The sequence below is a fragment of the Streptomyces sp. NPDC088197 genome (assembly GCF_044741185.1).
In the GTDB taxonomy this organism is placed as follows: domain Bacteria; phylum Actinomycetota; class Actinomycetes; order Streptomycetales; family Streptomycetaceae; genus Actinacidiphila.
This window is the reverse complement of sequence record NZ_JBIUSD010000006.1, coordinates 234,047-250,067: the sequence shown is the minus strand read 5'-3', so window position 1 is coordinate 250,067 and position 16,021 is coordinate 234,047. Positions and strand designations below refer to the sequence as shown.

Annotated in this window: 14 protein-coding genes; 1 reads left to right on the top strand and 13 read right to left on the bottom strand. The window is 72.0% G+C overall.

Features of this window, described 5'->3' with window-relative positions; translation table 11 throughout:
- Positions 1 to 268: 268 nt before the first annotated feature.
- From pyrF to pyrR, 8 genes are all read right to left on the bottom strand, one after another.
- Positions 269 to 1,108: an orotidine-5'-phosphate decarboxylase gene (gene pyrF, locus ACIOC1_RS17455; RefSeq protein ID WP_391046719.1), complete on the bottom strand. Its 840-nt coding sequence runs from the start codon at positions 1,106 to 1,108 to the stop codon at positions 269 to 271.
- 17 nt (positions 1,109 to 1,125) lie between these two features.
- Complete coding sequence (locus tag ACIOC1_RS17450) at positions 1,126 to 2,235, bottom strand: quinone-dependent dihydroorotate dehydrogenase (RefSeq protein ID WP_391046655.1); 1,110 nt, start codon at positions 2,233 to 2,235, stop codon at positions 1,126 to 1,128.
- A gap of 84 nt (positions 2,236 to 2,319) precedes the next feature.
- Complete coding sequence (carB, locus tag ACIOC1_RS17445) at positions 2,320 to 5,637, bottom strand: carbamoyl-phosphate synthase large subunit (RefSeq protein ID WP_401855122.1); 3,318 nt, start codon at positions 5,635 to 5,637, stop codon at positions 2,320 to 2,322.
- A complete protein-coding gene (gene carA / locus ACIOC1_RS17440; RefSeq protein WP_355348776.1) occupies positions 5,630 to 6,763 on the bottom strand; it encodes a glutamine-hydrolyzing carbamoyl-phosphate synthase small subunit in 1,134 nt (377 codons plus the stop codon). The genes carB and carA overlap by 8 nt, the downstream gene beginning before the upstream one ends.
- A complete protein-coding gene (locus ACIOC1_RS17435) occupies positions 6,760 to 7,422 on the bottom strand; it encodes a hypothetical protein (RefSeq protein ID WP_401855119.1) in 663 nt (220 codons plus the stop codon). Before ACIOC1_RS17435 ends, carA begins: the two co-directional genes overlap by 4 nt.
- Entirely contained in the window at positions 7,419 to 8,717 is a 1,299-nt protein-coding gene (locus ACIOC1_RS17430; RefSeq protein ID WP_401307139.1) for a dihydroorotase, read from the bottom strand. The genes ACIOC1_RS17435 and ACIOC1_RS17430 overlap by 4 nt, the downstream gene beginning before the upstream one ends.
- A gap of 2 nt (positions 8,718 to 8,719) precedes the next feature.
- Positions 8,720 to 9,730 (bottom strand): aspartate carbamoyltransferase catalytic subunit, encoded by a 1,011-nt coding sequence (locus ACIOC1_RS17425; RefSeq protein WP_355348767.1) that lies wholly within the window; start codon positions 9,728 to 9,730, stop codon positions 8,720 to 8,722.
- A gap of 80 nt (positions 9,731 to 9,810) precedes the next feature.
- Positions 9,811 to 10,476 (bottom strand): bifunctional pyr operon transcriptional regulator/uracil phosphoribosyltransferase PyrR, encoded by a 666-nt coding sequence (pyrR, locus tag ACIOC1_RS17420; protein ID WP_401855116.1) that lies wholly within the window; start codon positions 10,474 to 10,476, stop codon positions 9,811 to 9,813.
- A gap of 185 nt (positions 10,477 to 10,661) precedes the next feature.
- Between pyrR and bldD the strand changes: the two genes are divergently transcribed.
- A complete protein-coding gene (gene bldD / locus ACIOC1_RS17415) occupies positions 10,662 to 11,162 on the top strand; it encodes a transcriptional regulator BldD (protein ID WP_033174517.1) in 501 nt (166 codons plus the stop codon).
- Between the two features lie 160 nt (positions 11,163 to 11,322).
- Here bldD and ACIOC1_RS17410 read toward each other — a convergent pair whose 3' ends face one another.
- The 5 genes from ACIOC1_RS17410 to ACIOC1_RS17390 form a co-directional block, all read right to left on the bottom strand.
- Positions 11,323 to 12,786, bottom strand: a complete 1,464-nt coding sequence (locus ACIOC1_RS17410) for an aminotransferase class V-fold PLP-dependent enzyme (protein ID WP_391046642.1) — start codon at positions 12,784 to 12,786, stop codon at positions 11,323 to 11,325.
- Between the two features lie 108 nt (positions 12,787 to 12,894).
- Entirely contained in the window at positions 12,895 to 13,320 is a 426-nt protein-coding gene (gene nusB / locus ACIOC1_RS17405; RefSeq protein WP_355348754.1) for a transcription antitermination factor NusB, read from the bottom strand.
- A gap of 2 nt (positions 13,321 to 13,322) precedes the next feature.
- Positions 13,323 to 13,889 (bottom strand): elongation factor P, encoded by a 567-nt coding sequence (gene efp / locus ACIOC1_RS17400; protein WP_188285184.1) that lies wholly within the window; start codon positions 13,887 to 13,889, stop codon positions 13,323 to 13,325.
- A 55-nt stretch (positions 13,890 to 13,944) separates the two neighbouring features.
- Positions 13,945 to 15,048: a M24 family metallopeptidase gene (locus ACIOC1_RS17395; protein ID WP_355348750.1), complete on the bottom strand. Its 1,104-nt coding sequence runs from the start codon at positions 15,046 to 15,048 to the stop codon at positions 13,945 to 13,947.
- Positions 15,049 to 15,207: 159 nt separating this feature from the next.
- Positions 15,208 to 15,912, bottom strand: coding sequence for an AAA family ATPase (locus ACIOC1_RS17390; RefSeq protein ID WP_188285186.1), 705 nt, complete (start codon positions 15,910 to 15,912; stop codon positions 15,208 to 15,210).
- Positions 15,913 to 16,021 lie beyond the last annotated feature (109 nt).

Below are 16,021 nucleotides of genomic sequence, written 5' to 3'. Positions count from 1 at the left end.
CGGTCCGAACGGCTCAAGTCAGCGAGAACAGACGAAAAGTCCTGGTCAGACTCGATCCAGCGGGATATTTGGGGCAAAGCGGAACAGGTTTCTGCGTCAATTCGTTCGGTGGTTGAATCTGAACCTTCTTTTTGACGTTTAAACAGCGCGCGACCGGCCCCATCAGGGGCGCGACCGGGGCAACGTTTTGGGGTCCGTCCGGGCCCCGGAGGACCCGGACTCCCCTACCGCGCACCGTCGTTGGGCCGCCTACCCCCGACCGGTACGGCTACCCGCCCGAGACCGCCGCGCGCACCTCGTCGGTGAAGCGCGCCGCCGCCTCGCGCAGTCCCGCCGCGTCGGGTCCGTGCCGCAGCACGTCCCGGCTGACGCTGGGCACCACATTGGCCACCGCGGAGCCGAACAGCGCCGGCAGTCCCGCGGGCGTGGCGCCCTGCGCCCCGATGCCGGGCGCCAGCAGCGGCCCGTTGATGTCGAGGTCCGCGCCCGCCTCCGACAGCGTTGCGCCGACCACCGCGCCGACCGAACCCAGCGGCGTCACACCCGCGTTCTCGGCCGCCATGTGGTCGAGCATCACCTGCGCGACGGACGCGCCGCCCGCCGCCGTCGCCCGCTGCACCTCCGCGCCCTCCGGGTTGGAGGTCAGGGCGAGGACGAAGACCCCGGACCCCGAGATCCGCGCCGCGTCCAGCGCGGGCCGCAGCGACTCGAAGCCGAGATAGGGGCTGACCGTGACCGCGTCGGAGAACAGCGGCGAGTCCTTGTCCAGATACGTGGCGGCGTACGCGGCCATCGTCGAGCCGATGTCGCCGCGCTTGGCGTCCATCAGCACCAGGACGCCCGCGGCCCGCGCCTCGGCGACCGCCCGCTCCAGTACGGCGATACCGCGCGAGCCGAAGCGCTCGAAGAACGCCGACTGCGGTTTGAGGACCGCCGTACGGTCGGCCAGCGCCTCGACCACGGTCATCGTGAAGCGTTCGAGACCGGCCACGTCGTCGTTGAGACCCCAGGCGGTGAGCAGCGCGGCGTGCGGGTCGATGCCGACGCAGAGCTGTCCGCGGGTGTCCATGGCACGGCGCAGCCGCGCGCCGAAGGGTTCGAGTTCCACCTGCGGCGGGGTCGGGGTCATACCGGCACCTTCCGTGTGTCGGCGCCGACGGCGTCGGCGAGCGTGGCGTACGGGCTGGTGGCCAGGCGGGCGGCCAGGCCCTTGTGGACCGCGCGCATCCAGAAGGGGCCCTGGTAGATGAAGGCGCTGTAGCCCTGCACCAGGGTGGCGCCCGCGAGAATCCGCTGCCAGGCGTCCTCCGCGTCGCGGATGCCGCCGACGCCGACCAGCGTGATCCGGTCGCCGACCCGCGCGTACAGCCTGCGCAGCACTTCCAGGGAGCGGTCGCCCAGCGGCGCGCCGGACAGCCCGCCGGTCTCCGCGGTCAGCCGGGGGTCGGACGCCAGGCCGAGGCCGTCCCTGGCGATGGTGGTGTTGGTGGCGATGATGCCGTCGAGGCCCAGTTCCACGGCGAGGTCGGCGACGGCGTCCACGTCCTCGTCCGCCAGGTCGGGCGCGATCTTGACCAGCAGCGGCACGTGGCGGTCGGTCACCGTACGGTCGGCGGCCTCGCGTACCGCCGTCAGCAGCGGGCGCAGGGCGGCGGTCGCCTGGAGATTGCGCAGTCCCGGCGTGTTCGGCGAGGACACGTTGACCACCAGGTAGTCGGCGTGCGCGGCCAGCCGCTCGGTGGACGTCACGTAGTCGCCCGCCGCCGCCTCCTCCGGGACCGTCTTGGTCTTGCCGATGTTGACGCCGACGGTGGTACGGAAGACCGGTCGCCGGGCGGCGAGCCGGTCCGCGACGGCGGCGGACCCGTCGTTGTTGAAGCCCATCCGGTTGATCAGCGCGCTGTCGGCGACCAGCCGGAACAGCCGGGGCCGCGGATTGCCGGACTGGCCCTGCGCGGTGACCGTGCCGATCTCGACGTGGTCGAAGCCGAGCATGGCCATCGCGTCGATGGCGACCGCGTTCTTGTCGAACCCGGCCGCCAGCCCGAACGGGCCGTGCATCCGCAGGCCCAGGGCCTCGGTACGCAGCGACGCGTAGCGCGGCGCGAGCGCCGCCGCGACGAAGGTGCGCAGGACGGGGATCCGCGCCACCAGCCGGATCCACCGGAAGGCCAGGTGATGGGCGCTCTCGGCGTCCATGCGCCGGAAGAAGAGCCGGAAGAAGAGGTGGTACATCGTGTAGCGGTCATCTCCTCGGAGGGGGATGCGCCCCGGAAGGGGCGCGGGGAACTGCGCGCACAGCGGGCGCCGGGCCGCAGCTCACCCCTCGCGCGCCGCGATCAGATGCCGCGCGTGCTCCTGCAAGGAGCGCACCCCGATGTCGCCGCGCGTCAAGGCGTCGATGCCCTGGACGGCCGCGGCGAGCGCCTGGACCGTGGTCAGGCAGGGGATGCCGCGGGCGACGGCGGCGGTGCGGATGTCGTAGCCGTCGAGGCGTCCGCCGGTGCCGAAGGGGGTGTTGACGATGAGGTCGACCTCGCCCTCGTGGATGAGGGTGACCACGGTCGGCTCGCCCTCGGGTCCCACGCCCTCGCTCTGCTTGCGCACGACCCGCGCCTCGATGCCGTTGCGCCGCAGGACTTCCGCGGTGCCCGAGGTGGCCAGCAGTTCGAAGCCGTGCTCGATCAGCGCGCGGGCCGGGAAGATCAGCGCGCGCTTGTCGCGGTTGGCGACCGAGATGAAGGCGCGGCCCTTGGTGGGCAGCGCGCCGTACGCCCCGGCCTGCGACTTGGCGTACGCGGTGCCGAAGACCGCGTCGATGCCCATGACCTCGCCGGTGGAGCGCATCTCCGGGCCGAGGATGGTGTCGACGCCCCGGCCCTGCATGTCGCGGAACCGCGACCAGGGCAGCACCGCCTCCTTGACGGAGATCGGCGCGTCCAGCGGCAGGGTGCCGCCGTCGCCCGTCGTCGGCAGCAGGCCCTCGGCGCGCAGTTCCGCGACGGTGGCGCCGAGCGAGATCCGCGCGGCGGCCTTGGCCAGCGGCACCGCGGTCGCCTTGGAGGTGAAGGGGACGGTACGGGAGGCGCGCGGGTTGGCCTCCAGTACGTAGAGGATGTCCCCGGCGAGCGCGAACTGGATGTTGATCAGGCCGCGTACGCCGACTCCGGCGGCGATGGCCTCGGTGGAGGCGCGCAGCCGCTTGATGTCGTGGCCGCCGAGCGTGATCGGCGGCAGGGCGCACGCGGAGTCGCCGGAGTGGATGCCGGCTTCCTCGATGTGCTCCATGACGCCGCCGAGGTACAGCTCGTGGCCGTCGTAGAGCGCGTCCACGTCGATCTCGATGGCGTCGTCGAGGAAGCGGTCGACGAGCACGGGGCGGTCGGGGCTGATCTCGGTGGACTCGGCGATGTAGGAGGCGAGCCGGGTCTCGTCGTAGACGATCTCCATGCCGCGCCCGCCGAGCACGTACGAGGGGCGGACGAGCACCGGGTAGCCGATCTCGTCGGCGATGGCCTTGGCGCCGTCGAAGGTGACGGCGGTGCCGTGCTTGGGCGCGGGCAGTCCGGCGTCGGCCAGTACGCGGCCGAAGGCGCCGCGGTCCTCGGCGAGGTGGATCGCCTCGGGCGAGGTGCCGACGACCGGCACCCCGTTGTCCTTGAGGGCCTGCGCCAGGCCGAGCGGGGTCTGGCCGCCGAGCTGCACGATGACACCGGCGACCGGGCCCGCGAGCGTCTCGGCGTGCACGATCTCCAGGACGTCCTCCAGGGTGAGCGGCTCGAAGTAGAGCCGGTCGGAGGTGTCGTAGTCGGTGGAGACGGTCTCCGGGTTGCAGTTGACCATCACGGTCTCGTACCCGGCGTCGTGCAGCGCGAAGGAGGCGTGGACGCAGGAGTAGTCGAACTCGATGCCCTGGCCGATCCGGTTGGGCCCGGAGCCGAGGATGATCACGGCGGCCTTCTCGCGCGGCGCGACCTCGCTCTCCTCGTCGTAGGACGAGTAGAAGTACGGGGTGTCGGCGGCGAATTCGGCGGCGCAGGTGTCGACGGTCTTGTAGACCGGGCGGATGCCGAGCGCGTGCCTGACCTCGCGGACGACGTCCTCGCGCAGGGAGCGGATGCCGGCGATCTGGGCGTCGGAGAAGCCGTGCCGCTTGGCGTCGGCGAGCAGTTCGGGGTCGAGGCGGTCGGCCGCGGCCAGTTCGACGGCGTACTCGTGGATCAGGAAGAGCTGGTCCACGAACCAGGGGTCGATCTTCGTGGCGTCGAAGACCTCTTCCTGGGTGGCCCCGGCGCGGATCGCGGTCATGACGGTGTTGATCCGGCCGTCGGTGGGGACGGCGGCGGTGGCCAGCAGCGCTTCCTTGTCCGCGGCGGAGACCGGGGTCACGAAGTCGAACTGCGAGCCCTTCTTCTCCAGCGAGCGCAGCGCCTTGTTGAGCGCCTCGGTGAAGTTGCGGCCGATGGCCATGGCCTCGCCGACCGACTTCATGGTGGTGGTGAGGGTGGCGTCGGCGGCCGGGAACTTCTCGAAGGCGAAGCGCGGCACCTTGACGACGACGTAGTCCAGCGTCGGTTCGAAGGACGCGGGGGTCTTCTCGGTGATGTCGTTGGGGATCTCGTCGAGCGTGTAGCCGACGGCCAGGCGGGCGGCGATCTTCGCGATCGGGAAGCCGGTGGCCTTGGAGGCGAGCGCGGAGGAGCGGGAGACGCGCGGGTTCATCTCGATGACGATGACCCGGCCGTCCTCGGGGTTGACCGCGAACTGGATGTTGCAGCCGCCGGTGTCGACGCCGACCTCGCGGATGACGGCGATGCCGATGTCCCGCAGGATCTGGTACTCGCGGTCGGTGAGGGTCATCGCGGGCGCGACGGTGATGGAGTCGCCGGTGTGCACGCCCATCGGGTCGAAGTTCTCGATGGAGCAGACGACCACGACGTTGTCGTGCTTGTCGCGCATCAGCTCCAGCTCGTACTCCTTCCAGCCGAGGATGGACTCCTCCAGGAGCACCTCGGTGGTCGGCGAGAGGGTCAGGCCCTGCCCGGCGATGCGGCGCAGTTCGTCCTCGTCGTGCGCGAAGCCGGAGCCCGCGCCGCCCATGGTGAAGGAGGGGCGGACGACGACGGGGTAGCCGCCGAGGGTGTCGACGCCGGCGAGCACGTCGTCCATGGTGTGGCAGATCACCGAGCGGGCGGAGTCGCCGTAGCCGATCTTCGCCTTGACGGCCTCGACGACGCCCTTGAACAGGTCGCGGTCCTCGCCCTTGTTGATCGCCTCGACGTTGGCGCCGATCAGCTCGACGCCGTACTTGGTGAGGACGCCGTTGTCGTGCAGCGAGATCGCGGTGTTGAGCGCGGTCTGGCCGCCGAGGGTGGGCAGCAGCGCGTCGGGGCGCTCCTTGGCGATGATCTTCTCGACGAATTCCGGGGTGATCGGCTCGACGTACGTGGCGTCGGCGATCTCCGGGTCGGTCATGATCGTGGCGGGGTTGGAGTTGACGAGGATGACCCGCAGGCCCTCGGACTTGAGGACCCGGCACGCCTGGGTGCCTGAGTAGTCGAACTCGGCGGCCTGGCCGATGACGATCGGGCCGGAGCCGATGACCAGGACGGACTGGATATCGGTGCGCTTAGGCACGCTGGCCCTCCATCAGGGAAACGAAGCGGTCGAACAGGTAGGCGGCGTCGTGCGGTCCCGCCGCCGCCTCCGGGTGGTACTGGACGCTGAAGGCGGGCCGGTCGAGCAGCCGCAGACCCTCCACCACGTCGTCGTTGAGGCAGACGTGGCTGACCTCGGCGCGGCCGTACGGGGTGTCGCTGACCCGGTCGCGCGGCGCGTCCACGGCGAAGCCGTGGTTGTGCGCGGTGACCTCGACCTTGCCGGTGCCGCGGTCCTGCACCGGCTGGTTGATGCCGCGGTGGCCGTACTTGAGCTTGTACGTGCCGAAGCCGAGCGCCCGGCCGAGGAGCTGGTTGCCGAAGCAGATGCCGAACAGCGGGGTCCCGCGCTCCAGGACGGCCTGGATGACGGTGAGGTCGGCGGTGGCCGGGTCGCCGGGGCCGTTGGACAGGAAGACGCCGTCGGGCGCGACCGCGTAGACGTCCTCGACGCTCGCGTTCGCGGGCAGGACGTGCACCTCGATGCCGCGCTCGGCCATCCGGTGCGGGGTCATGCCCTTGATGCCGAGGTCGAGGGCGGCGACGGTGAAGCGCTTCTCCCCGATCGCCGGGACGACGTAGGTCTGCCGGGTGGCGACCTCGGCGGACAGGTCGGCGCCGGTCATCTCGGGGGCCTGCCGGACCCTGGCGAGCAGCGTGCCGTCGTCGGCCAGTGCCTCGCCGGAGAAGATGCCGACCCGCATGGCGCCGCGTTCGCGCAGGTGGCGGGTGAGGGCGCGGGTGTCGATGCCGCTGATGCCGACGACGCCCTGGGTGGTCAGCTCCTCGTCGAGCGAGCGCCGCGAGCGCCAGTTGGACGGGGTGCGGGCGGGGTCGCGTACGACGTAGCCGGACACCCAGATGCGGGACGACTCGGCGTCCTCGTCGTTGACGCCGGTGTTGCCGACGTGCGGGGCGGTCATGACGACGACCTGGCGGTGGTACGAGGGGTCGGTGAGCGTTTCCTGGTAGCCGGTCATACCGGTGGAGAAGACGGCCTCGCCGAAGGTCTCCCCCACCGCCCCGTAGGCACGGCCGCGGAAGGTGCGGCCGTCCTCCAGGACGAGTACGGCGGGTGCGGTGGCCGCCCGGACGGAGGTCGTCATTGTGCGCCTTCCTTCTTTGCCTGTTGTTCGGCCGGGCCGACGCCCGGTGTGTGGTCCGCGAAGGCGACTTGCGCCGCCCGTCGGCCGGGGGCGTCCTCGCCGCCGCTGACGCGGTTGATCTCCGCGACCCAGACCGGGTGCTGCGCGGCCTGGTCGGCGCGGAAGCCGGAGTCGATGAGGGTGCCGCCGTGCTCCCAGGTGACGACCAGCAGGCCGCCCTCGGTGAGAACCTTGCCCGCGATGCCCTTGTCGAGGCGGGCGCCGCGCAGGGCGGCGGCCGGGACGAAGAAGCCGGGGGCGCCGACGCGGTCGGCGTCCAGGCCCTCCTCGGTGAGGGTGAGCGTCACCTTGCTGCGTACGCCGAGGCCGTGGGCGACGATCCGGTCCAGCCACTGCCCCGCGGTGGTGCTGCCGTGGTAGCGGCCGTCGAATTCCAGGAGCGGTTCGCCGGTCTCCTCGGGGGCCTGCGGGAGTGCGGGCAGGCCGCCCTGGAGGGTGCGGCGCCACTGCCAGCCCTGGCGCATCAGCCAGTACAGCAGGCCGACGAACAGGGCGAGGCCGACGATCCAGCCGATCCGGTCGGTCCAGTCGGTGACCTTCGCCGAGTGCTTGTCCGCGGCCCGCGCCGTACCGGCCGCCAGCAGTGTCAGAGGTGTCACGTGAGCTTCCCGTCCATGACCGTCGCCTGGCCCCGCAGGAAGGTGGCGTGCACCCGGCCCGGCAGTTCGCGTCCCTCGTAGGGGGTGTTGCGGCTGCGGGAGGCGAAGCCCGCGGGATTGACCACCCCACGGTATGCGGGATCGACCAGGACGAGGTTGGCGGGCTCGCCCTCGGCGAGCGGCCGTCCGTGGCCCGCGAGCCGTCCGATGACGGCGGGCCTGGCCGACATGCGGTCGGCGACGCCCGCCCAGTCCAGCAGTCCGGTGTCGACCATGGTGTGCTGCACGACGGACAGCGCGGTCTCCAGGCCCACCATGCCCATGGCGGCGGCGGCCCACTCGCAGTCCTTGTCCTCGTGCGGGTGCGGTGCGTGGTCGGTGGCCACACAGTCGATGGTGCCGTCGGCCAGGGCCTCGCGCAGCGCGAGCACGTCCGCCTCGGTGCGCAGCGGCGGGTTGACCTTGTAGACCGGGTTGTACGTACGCACCAGCTCGTCGGTGAGCAGCAGGTGGTGGGGGGTGACCTCGGCGGTGACGTCCCAGCCCTTGGACTTGGCCCAGCGGACGAGTTCGACGGAGCCCGCGGTGGACAGGTGGCAGATGTGCACGCGGGAGCCGACGTGCGCGGCGAGCAGGATGTCGCGGGCGATGATCGACTCCTCGGCGACGGCGGGCCAGCCGGTCAGGCCCAGTTCGCCGGAGACGGTGCCCTCGTTCATCTGGGCGCCCTCGGTGAGCCGGGGCTCCTGCGCGTGCTGGGCGACGACGCCGTCGAACGCCTTCACGTACTCCAGCGCGCGGCGCATGATCACCGCGTCGTCCACGCACTTGCCGTCGTCGGAGAAGACCCGTACCCGGGCGGCCGAGTCGGCCATGGCGCCCAGTTCGGCGAGCTGCTTGCCCTCCAGGCCGACGGTGACGGCGCCGACCGGCTGCACGTCGCAGTAGCCGGACTCCTTGCCGAGCCGCCAGACCTGCTCGACGACGCCCGCGGTGTCGGCGACGGGGAAGGTGTTGGCCATGGCGTGCACGGCGGTGTAGCCGCCGATCGCGGCGGCCCTGGTGCCGGTCAGCACGGTCTCGGAGTCCTCGCGGCCCGGCTCGCGCAGGTGGGTGTGGAGGTCGACCAGGCCGGGCAGCAGGACCATCCGGCCCTCGCCGTCGACCACGGTGGCGTCCTCGGTCCCGTCGCCGGACAGGCCCGCGCCGATCCCGGCAATGGTCTCGCCGTCGATCAGGACGTCCTGCGGCTCGCCGCCCAGTACCTTCGCGCCACGGATCAGGATCTTGCTCATGGTTACTTGCTCTCCTCGGTACGGGCGGGGCCGGTCGTCGCGGGTGCGGTCTCGGGGACGGGCGCGGTGGTGGCGATGGCCGGTTCCGAGCCGCCGAGCAGCAGGTACAGCACGGCCATCCGGGTGCTGACGCCGTTGGCGACCTGCTCCACGACGGTGCAGCGCGGCGAGTCGGCGACCTCGGCGGTGATCTCCATGCCGCGGTTCATCGGCCCCGGGTGCATGACGATGGCGTGCTCGGGCAGCACCGCCATCCGCAGTCCGTCCACGCCGTAACGCCGGGTGTACTCGCGCTCGGTGGGGAAGAAGGCGGCGTTCATCCGCTCGCTCTGCACGCGCAGCATCATCAGCGCGTCGGTCTTGGCGAGCACCGCGTCGAGGTCGTAGCTGACCTCGCACGGCCACTGCTCGACGCCGATCGGCAGCAGGGTCGGCGGGGCGACCAAGGTGACGCGCGCGCCGAGGGTGTTGAGCAGCAGCACGTTGGAGCGGGCGACCCGGCTGTGCAGGATGTCGCCGACGATGGTGACGCGGCGGCCCTCCAGGTCGCGGCCGACGCCGGACAGGTGGCGGCGCATGGTGAAGGCGTCCAGCAGTGCCTGCGTGGGGTGTTCGTGGGTGCCGTCGCCCGCGTTGACCACCGAGCCGTTGATCCAGCCGGAGGTGGCCAGGCGGTGCGGCGCGCCGGACGAGCCGTGCCGGATGACGACGGCGTCGGCGCCCATCGCCTCCAGGGTCAGCGCGGTGTCCTTGAGGGACTCGCCCTTGGAGACCGAGGAGCCCTTGGCGGAGAAGTTGATGACGTCGGCGGAGAGCCGCTTGGCGGCGGCCTCGAAGGAGATGCGGGTCCGCGTCGAGTCCTCGAAGAAGAGGTTGACGACGGTACGGCCGCGCAGGGTGGGCAGTTTCTTGATGGGCCGGTCGGCGACGCGGGCCATTTCCTCGGCGGTGTCGAGTACGAGGAGGGCGTCGTCGCGGCTGAGGTCGGCGGCCGAGATCAGGTGGCGCTTCATGCGGGTCACTCCGGGGGTGCTGGGGCGGGTCAGGGCGCGCGGAAGCACAGGACCCCGGCGGGGGTCCTGTCCTGGGTGCGCTAGTCGTCCGCCGGGAGGCCCTCGCGCGGCGCCGCGTCGTCCCGGTCCCGGCGCTCGCGCCGGTCGCGGTCCTTGTCGTCCTTCTGGCCGAGCAGGACGGTGTCGCGGCCGTCCTCCTCGGTGAGCTGGACCTTGACGGTCTCGCGCAGCGAGGTGGGCAGGTTCTTGCCGACGTAGTCGGCCCTGATCGGCAGTTCACGGTGGCCGCGGTCGACCAGGACCGCGAGCTGTACGGCGCGGGGGCGGCCGATGTCGTTGAGCGCGTCGAGGGCGGCGCGGATGGTGCGGCCGGAGAAGAGCACGTCGTCGACGAGGACGACGAGCCTGCCGTCGATCCCGGTGGCCGGGATCTCGGTGCGGGCCAGCGCGCGCGCCGGGTGCAGCCGCAGGTCGTCGCGGTACATGGTGATGTCGAGGGAGCCGACGGCCGTCGTGCGGCCGGTGATCTCGGCGAGCTTGGCCGCCAGGCGCTGCGCCAGGTAGACGCCGCGGGTCGGGATGCCGAGGAGCACCACGTCGTCCGCGCCCTTGGCGCGTTCCACGATCTCGTGGGCGATACGGGTGAGGACGCGCGCGATGTCGGGTGCTTCGAGCACCGGACGGGCGGGCGCGGGGTTCCACTCGGCGGTATCGCGGTCTTCCGGGGTACTGCGGTCTTCGACCATGGGTCGGGGACCTCCTTCCCCGCCTCACGGGACGGGCATTAAAGGACGTCAGGGGTACGCGGCAACGGTATCAGGTGGCGCAGCGCGCCCAGGTCAGCGACCGATCGGCCCTTTCCGGCTTGACGAGCACGGATTACGCTGCGTAACCTCACAGTGAGTCACCGAGTTTCCGTCCGGGGAGCCATATGTCCAGCGATTACGCCAAGCAGCTCGGAGCAAAGCTCCGGGCCATCCGCACGCAGCAGGGCCTGTCCCTGCACGGCGTCGAGGAGAAGTCCCAGGGCCGCTGGAAGGCAGTGGTCGTGGGCTCGTACGAGCGCGGCGACCGTGCCGTGACCGTGCAGCGACTCGCCGAGCTTGCGGACTTCTACGGAGTTCCGGTCCAGGAGTTGCTGCCGGGTACGACCCCCGGCGGGGCGGCCGAGCCGCCCCCGAAGCTCGTCCTCGACCTGGAGCGCCTGTCCCAGGTCCCGCCGGAGAAGGCCGGGCCTCTCCAGCGGTACGCCGCCACGATCCAGAGCCAGCGCGGCGACTACAACGGCAAGGTGCTGTCGATCCGCCAGGACGACCTCCGCACCCTGGCCGTGATCTACGACCAGTCGCCGTCCGTACTCACCGAGCAGCTCATCGGCTGGGGCGTCCTCGACGCCGACGCGCGGCGCGCGGTCCAGCACGAAGAGGGCTAGGCGCCCGGCTCGCCCGAATAGTGCAGAAACGTCCCGCCGCCCGGTGCGGACCCCTTCCCGGGGCCCGCACCGGGCGGCTCCGCGTTCCGGGGCACCGCACGTTCCGGTCGCCGCACCGGGTTTTTCCGGTGCGGCGGGGCGGGCTCGGTGGCGGGCGGCGTCAGGCCGGGGCGCTCGCGTACATCCGGGAGATGACCTCGGGCAGCAGGCGTTCGGTGAGGCGCGGGGGCAGGGCCTGGAGGACGGCGAGGACGGGGGCCATGCGGTCGGGCAGCGCGCCGCCGGGGCCGACGCCCGCGAGCTGGAGGGCGAGTGCCACCTCGTCGGGGCCGAGGGTGTCCGGGTCGAGCGCGGCGGCCAACTCCACGAGTCCGGGGTCGACGGCGGTCGGGCCGTACGCGCGGGCCCTGGTCACGGCGTCGGCCAGGTGGGCGAGGAGTTCGTCGATCCGGTCCGGGTCGGCGACGGCGGCGGTGACCGTGAGGTGCACATTGGACGGTGAGCCGCCGAAGGCGGGCTGCGGCTGGAGGTACCAGCCGAGCAGCCGCATCTCGTCCGCGACCACGAACGGGTCGAGCGCCGGGTCGGCGGAGGCGACGGCCACCAGCGACGCCTCGGGGGCGCCGAGCACCCGCAGCCCCTCGATCCTGCCGATCCCCTCGACCAGCCGTACGGTCGCCGCGTGCACGCGGTGGGACAGGTCGGTGTACCCGTCGGTGCCGACCCTGCGCAGCACCGCCCAGGCGGCGGCGAGCGGCCCGGCGGACTTGGTGCCCTGCAAGGTCGCGTTGACGACCGGGTAGCCCGGCCAGGAGGCGTGCGCGAACCAGCCGTGCCTGCGCAGTTCCGCGTCCCGGAAGAGCAGCACGGAGGCGCCCTTGGGCGTGTAGCCGTACTTGTGCAGGTCGACCGAGAGCGAGGTGACGCCGGGCACCGCGAGGTCGAAGGCGGGCGGCGGCGCGATGCCGTCGGCCAGCCGCCGGTGCGCCAGGTACCAGCCGCCGATGCAGGCGTCCACGTGGCACAGCGTGCCGCGTTCCGCCGCCGCCCGCGCCACCTCGGCGACCGGGTCGAGCACGCCGTGCGCGTAGGAGGGCGCGGAGACGACGACGAGGGCGGTACGGGGGCCGATGGCGGCTGTCATGTCCTCGGCCCGCACCCGGAAGGTCTCCGGGTCCACCGGGACGCTCACGACGGTGAGTCCGAAGAGCGCCGCGGCCTTGTGGAAGGCGGCGTGCGCGGTGACGGGGAGCACGATCTCGGGCGCGGTGACGCCGCGCGTCCTGCGGGCGTGCTCGCGGGCGGTGAGGACGGCCAGCAGGCAGCTCTCGGTGCCGCCGCTGGTGAAGGTGCCCGCCGTCCGCGGGCCGCCGCCGAGCACGGCCGCCGCCCGCCCCACGACGTCGTTCTCCAGCGCGACCACGCTGGGGAAGGCGGTCATGTCGAGGCCGTTGACGCCCGCGAAGGCGGCCTGGGCGCTCGCCGCCAGATCGTCGAGCCCGTCGAGTCCCGCGTCGTAGACGTACGCCATCGTCCGTCCGCCGTGCACGGGCAGGTCGGCGGCGCGCAGTCCGGCGAGGTGCTTCAGGATCGCGTCGTCGGTCCGGTCGTCCGTTTCGTCCATGCGCGGGAATCTAGGCCAGCGCCAGGACACACACCAGGCCCGAAGCAGAATATTGTTCAACTTCTGCTTCGGGCCCGGAAGGACGGGCCGGGCGCTCGGGCGCGGTTCCTACCGCTTGAGCGTCGGCTTCAGTTCCATCAGCCGGGCCAGCAGCCCGTTGACGAAGGCCGGTGACTCGTCGGTGGAGAACTCCTTGGCGAGCTGCACCGCCTCGTCCAGCACGACCGCGTCCGGGACGTCGTCCTCCCAGAGCAGCTCGTACGTGCCGAGCCTCAGCACATTGCGGTCCACGACCGGCATCCGGTCGAGCGACCAGCCGACGGAGTAGCTGGACAGCAGTTCGTCGATCCGCTCGGCGTGCGCCTCACAGCCCTCGACGAGCTGCATCGTGTACTCGGTGACCGGCGGCTGCCGGTCGTCGGTCCTGGCGAGCCGGATCCAGTCCGCCATGGCGGTCTTGGGGTCGACGCCCCGCTGTTCCGCCTCGAAGAGGATCTGGAAGGCCCGCTTGCGGGCCTTGTTCCGGGCAGCCACGGTTAGCTGTTCACCCGGCCGAGGTAGTCGCCCGTACGGGTGTCGACCTTGACCTTCTCACCCGTGGTGATGAAGAGCGGGACGCCGATCTCGTAACCGGTCTCCAGGCGGGCGGGCTTGGAGCCGCCGGTGGAGCGGTCGCCCTGGACGCCGGGCTCGGTGTACTCGATGACCAGCTCGACGGAGGCGGGCAGCTCGACGTAGAGCGCGGAGCCCTCGTACATCGCCACGACCGCCTCGAAGCCCTCGAGGAGGTAGTTGGCGGCGTCGCCGACCGTCTCGGGCGCGATGATGATCTGGTCGTAGGTCTCGGTGTCCATGAAGACGAAGTCGGTGCCGTCCTTGTAGGAGAACTGCATGCCGCGCTTGTCGACGTTGGCGGTCTCGACCTTCACGCCCGCGTTGAAGGTCTTGTCGACGACCTTCCCGGAGAGCACGTGCTTCAGCTTGGTGCGCACGAAGGCGGGGCCCTTGCCGGGCTTGACGTGCTGGAACTCGACTACGGTCCAGAGCTGGCCGCTGTCGAGCTTGAGCACGAGGCCGTTCTTGAGGTCGTTCGTGGTGGCCACGGTTGCGGAATCTCCTGAAAGTGCTGCTTCGGGGACCGAGGAGGGCACGCGCCCGTCACAGGGCGAGCAGTTCCTTGGTCGTGATGGTGAGTAGCTCGGGCCCGCCGTCCGCCAGTGGACGTACGACGAGTGTGTCGTCGATGCGGACACCGCCGCGGCCCGGAAGGTGGACCCCCGGTTCGACGGTGACCGGTACGCAAGCGTCCAGTTTACCCATGGCCGCAGGTGACAGCCGAGGGTCCTCGTCGATTTCCAGACCCACGCCGTGTCCCGACCACTGTGCCAGACCCTCCGCGTGGCCGGCGGCGGTGAGCGGGCTCCGGGTCGCGTGGTCGACGTCTCGGCAGGCCACACCGGGTGCGAGCGCCTCGCGGCCGGCCCGCTGGGCGGCGAACACCAGCTCGTAGAGGTCGATCTGCCAGGCTGCGGGAGCGGTGCCGATGACGAACGTACGGCCGACTTCGCAGCGGTAGCCGCGGTAGCGGGCGCCGAGCCGGACGGTCAGGAAGTCGCCCTCCTCGACGCGGCGGTCGGTCGGCACGTGCCGGGGCGCGCCGGAGTTCGGCCCGGTGCCGACGGAGGTGCGGAAGGCGGGGCCCTCGGCGCCGTGGTCGACCAGGCGGCGCTCCAGCTCCAGGGCGAGGTGCCGTTCGGTGCGGCCGACCAGGATCGACTCCAGCAGCTCGCCGAGGGCCTGGTCGGCGATCTCCGCGGCGATCCTGAGGTTGGCGATCTCGTGCTCGTCCTTGACCAGCCGGAGCTGTTCGACGGCGCCGCCGAGGTCGGACAGCGGGAGCGCGCCGACGACCGAGCTGATCGCCCGGTGCCGGGTCACCGTCAGGTGGTGCTCCTCGACGGCGAGGGAGTCGGCGCGGTGCTCGCGGGCCAGGTCGGCGGCGGCCACCGCCGCGTCGCCGTCCGGCGTCGCCAGCACCACCGCGCGCAGGTCGCCGGGCAGCGGTTCGTCGCGGTCGTCCTGCGGCGGTGTGAGGTGCACCAGCGCGTCGTCGTCCGGGCCGATCAGCAGCGCCGCGCCCTGCGGCGCGCAGCCGGTCAGGTAGCGGATGTTCGCGGGACGGGTCACCAGCGCGGCGGACGCGCCGTTCGCCGCGCACCGGTCGCGCAGCCGTGCTCTGCGTGCTGCGTGCACCTCGGACATGTGGCGAGCGTATGGGCGCGTCGGCGGCCCGGCTTCCTGAGCGCGTCCACCCGTGGCGCCGGGCCGCCGGCCGCCGCCCGCGGCCGTACCACCGAAGGCTCGCCTGCCGCGTGAGCCCGTACGCGGGCCGTTCGCCCGCCGCCGGATCGTGCGGGCGGGCTACCAGATGGGCGGGCCCTGGGCGCTGCGGGCCACGACGCGGTCGAGGGCGGCGGCGGCGGAGACCACGTCGAGCTGGGAGTTGTCGATGATGGGCAGGCCCGAGCCGTACCAGCCCGCCATACGGCCGTGGATCCGGGCGACTTCCTCGTCCGACAGGCGGCGGTTGCCGGTGCGCTCCGCGTTGCGGGTCAGGACGACGTCCAGTCCCGGGAGCAGGACGACGGGGAGCAGGCCGGGCCCGACGTGCCGCTTCCAGCCGCCGAGGCCGACGGCGGGGCGGTCGGGGAAGACGGCGTCGTCGATGATGCAGGAGACGCCGTTGGCCAGGAAATTACGGGCGGCGAAGCCGCAGGTGCGGCGGGCCAGCCGGTACTGCGCCTCGGAGTGCTCGTTCCACCCCGCCTGCGGGTCGGCGAAACCGGCCCGCACCCATTCGCGTACGTCGTCCAGGCTGATGTGCGCGGTCGGCGCGCCGCGGTGGTCGGCCCAGTGCCGCGCGATCGTCGTCTTGCCCGCCCCCGCCGCGCCGATCAGCAGCACGGCTATCGGGCCGTGCGAGGCGCCGGACAGCGAGCCGTTGCCGTGCGGCGCCGGGACCTGCACGGGCGCGGGCGACGACAACGGGAAGTGCCCCGTACTGACGCCCGTCCCCTGGGGCGGGGTGGGGCCACCGGGCTGCGGCGCCCCCACAGCGTGCTGCATCTCGCCCCACTCCATCCCGTACGGAGGACCAGCTTCTTGAACCGGCCGGTAACGAACCCGTTCGACACGGAACGGTACAGCCCCTGACGGCCGTTGTGTGAACGAGCAG

Bases quoted from the DNA above. Each gene is read 5' to 3' on its own strand.
- ACIOC1_RS17450 (WP_391046655.1), bottom strand. From the start codon at position 2,235: ATGTACCACCTCTTCTTCCGGCTCTTCTTCCGGCGCATGGACGCCGAG.
- carA (WP_355348776.1), bottom strand. From the start codon at position 6,763: ATGACGACCTCCGTCCGGGCGGCCACCGCACCCGCCGTACTCGTCCTG.
- ACIOC1_RS17430 (WP_401307139.1), bottom strand. From the start codon at position 8,717: ATGAGCAAGATCCTGATCCGTGGCGCGAAGGTACTGGGCGGCGAGCCG.
- ACIOC1_RS17425 (WP_355348767.1), bottom strand. From the start codon at position 9,730: ATGAAGCGCCACCTGATCTCGGCCGCCGACCTCAGCCGCGACGACGCC.
- pyrR (WP_401855116.1), bottom strand. From the start codon at position 10,476: ATGGTCGAAGACCGCAGTACCCCGGAAGACCGCGATACCGCCGAGTGG.
- bldD (WP_033174517.1), top strand. From the start codon at position 10,662: ATGTCCAGCGATTACGCCAAGCAGCTCGGAGCAAAGCTCCGGGCCATC.
- ACIOC1_RS17410 (WP_391046642.1), bottom strand. From the start codon at position 12,786: ATGGACGAAACGGACGACCGGACCGACGACGCGATCCTGAAGCACCTC.
- ACIOC1_RS17395 (WP_355348750.1), bottom strand. From the start codon at position 15,048: ATGTCCGAGGTGCACGCAGCACGCAGAGCACGGCTGCGCGACCGGTGC.
- ACIOC1_RS17390 (WP_188285186.1), bottom strand. From the start codon at position 15,912: ATGCAGCACGCTGTGGGGGCGCCGCAGCCCGGTGGCCCCACCCCGCCC.